We start from the raw sequence: 7,439 nt of genomic DNA, 5'->3' as shown, positions 1-7,439 counted from the left end.
CGCCCGGGCCGCGCTTTCGCGCATGTCCGAACAGAAAGATGCGGCGATCAGGGCGGCGGCGTTGGCCGATCCGGATGCGCAGCCTGCGGAAACATTGCCGCGCCGCAAGCCGGGCCGGCCGCGCGCCGAAGTCAAGAAAGTGGCCGTTTCGCTAAAGCTCGACCCCGATGTGGTCAGCGCTTACCGCGCCCAAGGTCCCGGCTGGCAGACGCGGATGAACGACGATCTGCGCAAGGCCGCGAAACTAAAGCGCCACGCTCGCTAGATTGCCCTGGCAGTTTGGCGATGCTCAGGTCAGTCTGAAGCAGGCCGGCCGGCTCGGGCTCCCGCGCGGCCTTTTCCTTCTCGGCGTCGGCCTTGCGCTTCGGGCACGCCTCGAACTCGTGATCGCGGCCGCCGCAATAGGAGCAGCATTTGGCAGGCTGATCGGGATGGAGCATCGGTGCCATTCCCAAGAATGCACGAAAAGGTTTCCGGTTGCAGCAATTGCGTGAGGTCGCAACCGTTGCTCAGCCCCGTGCCCCGATTGGTCTTCCTTGCAGTTCCGGCCGGAAAACCGGCTGCACGCTTTTCCTGGAATTGTCTTTCAAAGGAGCTCGCCGCTTGCGCGGCGGGCTCCCTTAATCACCGCTCACGCATGCGCGTGGGGATGACGGACGTCCCAGACGGCCCAGGCAGATGCCGCGACCACGAGCACGCCAAGGATGACGTGCGTGAGCATCACGTTCCTGTCCGCCGCGAAGCCCAGCAGCCAGGGCGACACGATCAGCCAGAGCCCGAGCACGAGATTTACCCATTCCTCCCATTCGGCGAACACCGAAAGCGTCGCGAGCGCCAGCGCACCGAGCAGGACGCCAACAATCCAGGCGTTCCACGCGGGCATCATTGCCGCGGTGAATCCGATGACCCAGGGTGAGATGAACAGGCAGATCGCGAGGACCAGGATAACCCAGTCCTTGCTCTTCCTTTCTTCCATCAGTTTGCTTGCCATGACAACCTCCATCGATGAAGCCAGACCAAAGCAACTGCAATCGCGTGCAATGCGCACGCTATGTTACATGATGTAATACATTTTTACGGAGCGACAAGGGAACCTTCCGCGGTAGCCGTATTGCGCGCCGCACAAGCCCCTTACGGCAAATGCCTTCGATTTCCGGAACGGACCCTCATCCGTAAAAGTCGCTTCCGCTCTCAGCGCCCAGCTGTGGCATGACAATGGCCTCGAGCGGTGCCGTCAGCGACCATTTCAACGCACCGGACGAGCGCTCGAGACTGGAGGAGCCGCTGAGGGATTGCGGCGCCACCCGCTGCAGCACCACGGTGCCAAAACCCTTGCGCGCCGTCTCGTCCGGCTCGCCATTGGCATGGCCATTCGACCTCTCCTGCCAGACAAGGTGAAAGTGGCGCTGCGCCTTCGGGCCGGTCTCGACCGTCCAGGTGATCTCGACATGCCCGCCCTCGCCCGCCAACGCGCCATATTTCGACGAGTTGGTGCCAAGCTCGTGGAAGGCCATGCCGAGATTCTGCACGGCATTCGACTGCAGCGTCAAAAGCGGGCCGGAAAGCGAGATGCGCTCCTCATGACCAAACGGTTTCAGATGTTCCTGGATGAGGTCGAAGAGACTGGCGCCTGCCCATTCCGAGGTGACCAGCAGATCGTGCGAGCGCGACAGCGCCATGATCCGGGCTCGGATCATCTCCTCGAACTCGCTGGGGCTGGCAGAACGCTTGTTGGTTTCCCTGACCATCGACAGGATCACCGCGAACTGGTTCTTCACACGGTGGTTGACCTCGCGCATCAGGAGCCGGATGCGGCGCTCATTTTCCCTGGCGGCGGTGGTGTCGCGCGCGATCGTGGAGGCGCCGACGATCTCGCCCGCAAGGCTCCTGATCGGCGACACCGTTACCGAAACGGCAACGAGCGAGCCGTCCTTGCGCTTTCGCATCGTGTCGAGATTTGCCACGCCCTCGCCCCGGCGGATGCGGCTGATAATGTCGGTCTCCTCGTCGTGCATATGCTCCGGGATAAGGAGCAGCATCGATTGGCCGATGGCTTCCTCCGCGCTGTAGCCGAACATGCGTTCTGCCGCGCGGTTCCAGTCGGTGATGGTGCTGTTCAGATCCTTGCCGATGATGGCATCGAACGAAGAATCGACAATGGCGGCCAGACGCGCATTGGCGCTGGCATCTTCAAATTCCCTGCCCCCGGATGTCACCATGGGCATTAGTTAGCGCGGCCGAATCTCATAGCAAGCGGCTAAGCCTTGGAGGGGTCAGGATTTTCGCCATTCCCCTTTGCTGGATCCAGCACGCCGAAATCCTGCGACTTCATGCCGGTCTCGGCTGTCAGGAAACCTTCGGATGCGAGGCCCCTTCGCAGAAGCTCGCGCACGGCGGCCGAGCGGCTCGGCATGCGTTTCTCGAACCGCCAGTTCTCGACTGCCGCCAGTTCCTCTTCCGTCAACATGATCTGCAGCCTTTGCGGCCGCTCCAATTCAACCACCCTAGCCTCCCGCAGGTCATGACACGAATGAGTATGTCACTCACTGCTAGTAAAAGTAGGATTCGGCTCAAAAGACGTCAAGGTCATGCGAGACAACAAAGGCGGGGGACGCTGGCGGTGCTAACGATATGGCTACACCGCATTTGCCGGTCTATGCTAACTTATTGATTTTTTTACGGCTTTTCCATTTTTTAGTTGCCAACCGAGCGACGTCGGCGCATTATGGCCGGCAGAGGGATGAACCGCCGCGAAAGGAGGTTTTTCCGATGTTACGAGGATTTTCCGACCGGTTGCGCAACGACGCTCACCACAAGGTCCAGCGGGCTTTGCGGGAAAACGGCATCGTCAACATTATCCAATTGTCGGAAGAAATCAGGCTGATGAATCTCGCTGAGAACATTGCCCGCGAGGATATCGAGAGTCTGGTGATGCAGGTGGCTCAGCTCTATGGCGGGGCCATCGAATTCGACGAAGAGGCGCTGACGGCGCTCGACCTGCCCGACGCCTGCCCGGCTGACAGCCGCAACGACCTGGAAAAGGCGTTGCGAGAACGCTCGCTCCTTTCACCCGAGTCGGCGGATCTGCTGCAGGTGAGCGACAAGGGCTAGAGCAATTCCAGTCACTCGCTGGTCAACTCGTCGAGCAGGCGCAGTCCGTTCTCGTACTTCTCGGGGTCGATGCCCGCCTGGTGCGCCTGCCAGAGATTGTCCTTGAGGTCCGCCTGCTTGACAGGCAGCGCAAGCTCGTTGGACGCCGCACGGCAGACAAAGTCGTGCTCGCTTTCGTCCATTCTTTTCGTCAGCGCGTCGACGGCGGCGACGACCGGAAAGCCGAAGCCCTCGGCCTCGAGCCGATCGAGCGTCCACCCCTCGCCTTTCTCGACCACGTCGTGCAGGTAGGCGACGGTTTTCTCGTCAAGCGTTTCGACCGCATCGGCGACGCGTCTCAGATGTTCGATAAAGGGACGGCCGGTCTTGTCTTTCTGGCCGCGATGGGCCTCTTCGGCGATCTTCGCTGCCTGGTAAAGCATGATCTCCTCGATCTATTGGAAGCCCGCCCCAACGGGACAACGAGACGGGCAGGATTGGGTCCCGACCCGGTCCACCGGCACGCCTTGCAGGGGACGGCGCGCCATACTGCGGCAGAACATGAGCAGCGTTCAAATGTTCCCTCGTGTCCGGCCGAAAAACAGGAACCCGCGGCCCGCGCAGTCGTTAGCATTTACGCAAACACAAAGGAGGTCTGCACCATGGATTGGAACCGCGTCGAAGGTAACTGGAAGCAGGTCAAGGGCAAGGTGAAGGAACAGTGGGGCAAGCTCACCGATGACGACCTCGACCGCATCGCCGGCAACCGCGAGCAGCTCGAAGGCAAGATCCAAGAGCGCTACGGCATCGAGAAGGATCGCATCCGCCGCGACATCGACGACTGGGCGAGTCGCCAGGGCTGGTAAGATCCGCCGCCGGATGAAATGAGCCCGCAGCCCCGATCGGGGCTGCGGCGTCGAAAGCCGGAATTTTGATTTCAGAACAGGGACGTTATATTAGTTGACTAAGCGATTCGTGGCACGGTGAACGATGGCCAAGAAGAAATCGAGACCGGCCTTGTCCGTTATCGCCGCAGCCTCGCGATCGGAGGCTTCCGAAGCGATTTATTTTGCCCGCAAATGCGGCCTTACCCCCGATGAAGCCCTGCGGATAATGCGCGAGGCGCTCGTGACCCTGGGGCCTAAGCCTGCCGCCGCCGCAAAGCGGAAGCGCTAGGCGCCATCGCCTCGGGCGATCGGATACCATCTTTCTCGAACCCGCAGCGGACTTCGGCCAGAAGCGCACAGTGCTGTGCTCGGTGGCAAAGCCCGGGGTTCCAAACCGCTCCGTCCGTGACGCGAGAAAGTTCCGCTTGATGGCAGGGTGACACAACATGTGACCCCGCCGCCAGCGCTTATCCGCAACTCCCAAACCCAGGCCAGCGTTTGTAAGCGCGGACCACGCTTTCACTTTCACCTGTCATCGGGAGGGAGAGCTATGGTTTTTCCGGGTTTCCTCGACCCCGAGGATTTGGTCATCCTCGCAGCCGCTCTCGACGACTACTGCCGCACATTTCGCATACCGTCGGACAGTGAGGAGCGGCTTCATGCGGCAAGGCACGCGCTGATTTTGTTTGAGAACGGCTGCCGCGATCCGGTCGAATTGAGTGAAAAGCTCAAGGCCAAACGCAAGTAGCGCAAGCCTGCGCGAACCTTAGGTTCGCCAGCGGCCTGCCTCTTGCCGCCAAAATGAAACATACGGCCACCTCGAAAGTTCTTGTCTGAGAGGAGGCGCGCCATGGTTGGAAATGATGGAAAGCAGGTGCAGCAAACGGAGGCCGATGTTCAAATGCTCGCCCACCGGTTGGCAAAGGACGCGGACATTTCGGAAAACGATGCCCGCGAGTTGATCAAGCTAATCGGAACCGACTGGCCTTCGCTGCTGCGCGAAGCCCGGTTCCTCAAAAGCCGACACTGATGCTGCCTGCCGGCCAGGCGTCCCGCGATTCTTTGCGAGCTGCTTCAGCGCTTTGAGAAAAATCGGAGCCGCCAGATCGCATTTGTATTTGGACGGTCCATTGGTCTGGATGACGATCTCAGCCTGCCTCAGGGTCAGGCCGTGCTTTTGGGCGAATTCGAGCGGTTGATAGGCCTGCTCCCAACCTGGCCCTGTCTTTGGCATCGTGACGACTTCCTCCCGCAATTGATACGTGAGGCAACGCATTCGGCTGGACAAGGTTTCAACGGCTCGCACACAGCGGCGAAACCGCTGCCAAGCGCCTGGCACTGGGTGCATGGAACTTCGGTTGCCGCTGATTGTTGCACCTGAAAGGCGGGCCGGGATGACCATATCGTCGCTGCATCTGCTCAAGGGCATAGGCTATTCGATCTCAACGGTAAGCGTGATGCTGCTGGCGATCGTCAGTTGGGAGCACGTTTCGCAAAATCCGTTGCTGATTGCCTGCCTGTTTGGCGGCGCCGCCACCTCGATCATCGGGATGTTCTGCCGCTGGCTTTCCTACGAAGTCGAAAAGCGTCAGCAGGAGCGACAGGCAGAGAACGGCCAACTCTCGAACCGGCGGCCAGCATCCTCACCCCTGCCGCCAGCGCCGGATCTCCGAGACCAGCACCGTGATCAGGCTGCTGAGGACGATCCATCTGACGACCTCGCCGTCCGGCACGCCCGGTTGCGGTGACCTGCCTGACCTTGCCGTTTCGTCGCTGGCCGCCACCACCGGCGCGAGATCCTGCCGGCTGCCGCTCCGCACCGAATAGGCGCGGGTGATCTCGGCACCGAAGAGGAAAATCTGTGCCGAGTAGTAAACCCAGACCAGCACGACCATCAGCGCGCCGGCAGCGCCATACGAAGTGCCGATGGCGCTGGTGCCGATGTACCAGCCGATCAGCGACTTGCCGATGGTGAAGAGCAGCGCGGTGACGATGGAACCGACGCCGACGTCGCGCCATTTGAGCCTGCGGTCCGGCAGGACCTTGTAGATCGCCGCGAAGAGCAGCGCGATCAGCACGAAGGAGACGATCGTGTTGATCGCGCTCACGATCAGCTCGCCGAACGGCAGGTGCTGGTTGATGACCTCGCTCAGCGCCGAGATCGCCGTGCTTGCGGCGAGCGACACCAGAAGCATGAAGCCAAGAGCTGCCACCAGCCCGAGGCTTGCCGCCCTCGCCCGCACCAGGCGCGAAAGCGAAACGCCGCTGGGCTTGACCTTCCATATCTCGTTCAACGACTGCTGCATCTCTCCGAAGACGCCGGAGGCGGTGACAAGCAGCGTGATCAGCCCGATGAGGGTGGCCAGCGTGCTGGACCCGCGATGCGCGGCGGTCTCGATCACCGCCGTGAGCAGTTCGGCGCTCTGCGGGCCCATCACCCCCGCGAACTCAGCCGAAAGCGCGAGCTGCGCGGCGTCGTTGCCGATGACGATGCCCGCGATCGCTACCACGATCAGAAGGATCGGCGCCAGCGAGGTCGTGGCGTAGAAGGCCATCGCAGCGCCATGGCTCAGCGCATTGTCGTTGACATAGCCGGTGATGCTCTCTTTCAGCACAACCCAGGCTTCCTGGAACCAGCGCTGCATCTTCCTTCCCGTCGGCTGCTTCTCCTCGTCGGCTATTTGGGGCGCGGATCCTCGAGCCCGGCTCCGATGGTCTGGAACGAACCCGCGCGACGCTTCTCGACGGCTTCGGCGAGCGCCAGCGCGGCATTGCGGACTTCCGTCTGCACGGCATGGTCGGCGTCGAGCTCGTCATGGCTCGTCGCATAGGGCTTCCAGTAGCCAATGTAGCGGTCGAGCTCGGCAGCCTCGCCCACCGGATCGAGCTTCATCGAGCGCAGCCAGTCGGCGAGGCTGTGGCGCACCCTTCCGGCACCTTCGGTGTCGCCATGCACGATGACGGAGAACAGCCGGCCGGCGAGATGGCGCGGATAGTCCCAGCCGGCAAGCTCGACCTTCTTGGCGAGCGCGGCATCCTTGCCCTGCGTCAGCGAAGGATCGGGATTGCCGCCGTCGGCGCAGACAAGCCGGTCCATCATCAGCTTCACCGGCGAGGAGGAATGATACCAGTTGACCGGCGTGACGATCATGACGCCATGCGCCTCGACCCAGAGCGGGTAGATGTCGTTCATCCAGTCATTGACCTGCCCGAGCGAATGATTGGGGTAGCAGGAGCATGGCCAGTGGCAGAGCGCAGCCGCGGTCGAGAAGCACGCCTTGCAGGGAAAGATCCGGCGGCCGTATTCGGAGGCGAGCCGCGCGAGGTCGAGAACCTCGATCGCGAAGCCCGGTCTTGCTGCAATGGCGCTGCGCGCCAACTCGACAAGGCGGAAGGTCTTCGACATTTCGCCCGGGCAGGTGTGCTCGCTGCGCGAGGAGCCGTTTATGAGCAGGATGCGGG

Annotated in this window: 12 protein-coding genes; 6 read left to right on the top strand and 6 right to left on the bottom strand. The window is 61.7% G+C overall.

All coding sequences use genetic code 11. The features are described 5' to 3' along the window. Positions 1–265 (top strand): BrnA antitoxin family protein (locus EOA75_RS25350; RefSeq protein WP_245466731.1); only part of this gene is annotated, 265 nt, incomplete at its 5' end. Between the two features lie 366 nt (positions 266–631). On the opposite strand, the gene EOA75_RS25345 is transcribed toward EOA75_RS25350, so the two are convergent. From EOA75_RS25345 to EOA75_RS25335, 3 genes are all read right to left on the bottom strand, one after another. Continuing rightward, positions 632–991: an SPW repeat protein gene (locus tag EOA75_RS25345; RefSeq protein WP_066999436.1), complete on the bottom strand. Its 360-nt coding sequence runs from the start codon at positions 989–991 to the stop codon at positions 632–634. 175 nt (positions 992–1,166) lie between these two features. Further along, on the bottom strand, positions 1,167–2,225 hold the full coding sequence (locus EOA75_RS25340; protein WP_245466730.1) for a PAS domain S-box protein: 1,059 nt from the start codon (positions 2,223–2,225) through the stop codon (positions 1,167–1,169). 32 nt (positions 2,226–2,257) lie between these two features. Further along, a complete protein-coding gene (locus EOA75_RS25335) occupies positions 2,258–2,503 on the bottom strand; it encodes a hypothetical protein (protein ID WP_067325210.1) in 246 nt (81 codons plus the stop codon). 128 nt (positions 2,504–2,631) lie between these two features. Between EOA75_RS25335 and EOA75_RS25330 the strand changes: the two genes are divergently transcribed. Next, positions 2,632–3,111, top strand: coding sequence for a hypothetical protein (locus tag EOA75_RS25330; protein WP_127325439.1), 480 nt, complete (start codon positions 2,632–2,634; stop codon positions 3,109–3,111). Between the two features lie 11 nt (positions 3,112–3,122). Here EOA75_RS25330 and EOA75_RS25325 read toward each other — a convergent pair whose 3' ends face one another. After that, complete coding sequence (locus tag EOA75_RS25325) at positions 3,123–3,533, bottom strand: HD domain-containing protein (protein WP_067325217.1); 411 nt, start codon at positions 3,531–3,533, stop codon at positions 3,123–3,125. Positions 3,534–3,752: 219 nt separating this feature from the next. Here EOA75_RS25325 and EOA75_RS25320 point away from each other — a divergent pair, with 219 nt between their 5' ends. The 4 genes from EOA75_RS25320 (at position 3,753) to EOA75_RS25300 (ending at position 5,725) form a co-directional block, all read left to right on the top strand. Continuing rightward, complete coding sequence (locus EOA75_RS25320; RefSeq protein ID WP_066999415.1) at positions 3,753–3,956, top strand: CsbD family protein; 204 nt, start codon at positions 3,753–3,755, stop codon at positions 3,954–3,956. A gap of 571 nt (positions 3,957–4,527) precedes the next feature. Continuing rightward, positions 4,528–4,725 carry a hypothetical protein gene (locus EOA75_RS25310; protein ID WP_067325226.1) on the top strand — a complete coding sequence of 66 codons (198 nt, stop codon included), beginning with the start codon at positions 4,528–4,530 and terminating at the stop codon, positions 4,723–4,725. 102 nt (positions 4,726–4,827) lie between these two features. Next, complete coding sequence (locus tag EOA75_RS25305) at positions 4,828–5,007, top strand: hypothetical protein (RefSeq protein ID WP_082953924.1); 180 nt, start codon at positions 4,828–4,830, stop codon at positions 5,005–5,007. 316 nt (positions 5,008–5,323) lie between these two features. Then, positions 5,324–5,725: a hypothetical protein gene (locus EOA75_RS25300; RefSeq protein WP_127325437.1), complete on the top strand. Its 402-nt coding sequence runs from the start codon at positions 5,324–5,326 to the stop codon at positions 5,723–5,725. Here the strand turns inward: EOA75_RS25300 and EOA75_RS25295 are convergent. Both EOA75_RS25295 and EOA75_RS25290 read right to left on the bottom strand, forming a co-directional pair. Then, complete coding sequence (locus EOA75_RS25295; RefSeq protein WP_127325436.1) at positions 5,621–6,622, bottom strand: YihY/virulence factor BrkB family protein; 1,002 nt, start codon at positions 6,620–6,622, stop codon at positions 5,621–5,623. The genes EOA75_RS25300 and EOA75_RS25295 overlap by 105 nt on opposite strands. 32 nt (positions 6,623–6,654) lie before the next feature. After that, positions 6,655–7,439 (bottom strand): flavodoxin family protein (locus EOA75_RS25290; protein ID WP_164747551.1); only part of this gene is annotated, 785 nt, incomplete at its 5' end.

Source organism: Mesorhizobium sp. M1A.F.Ca.IN.022.07.1.1, from assembly GCF_003997575.1.
GTDB lineage: Bacteria > Pseudomonadota > Alphaproteobacteria > Rhizobiales > Rhizobiaceae > Mesorhizobium.
This window is presented reverse-complemented; position numbering and strand designations above follow the sequence as displayed.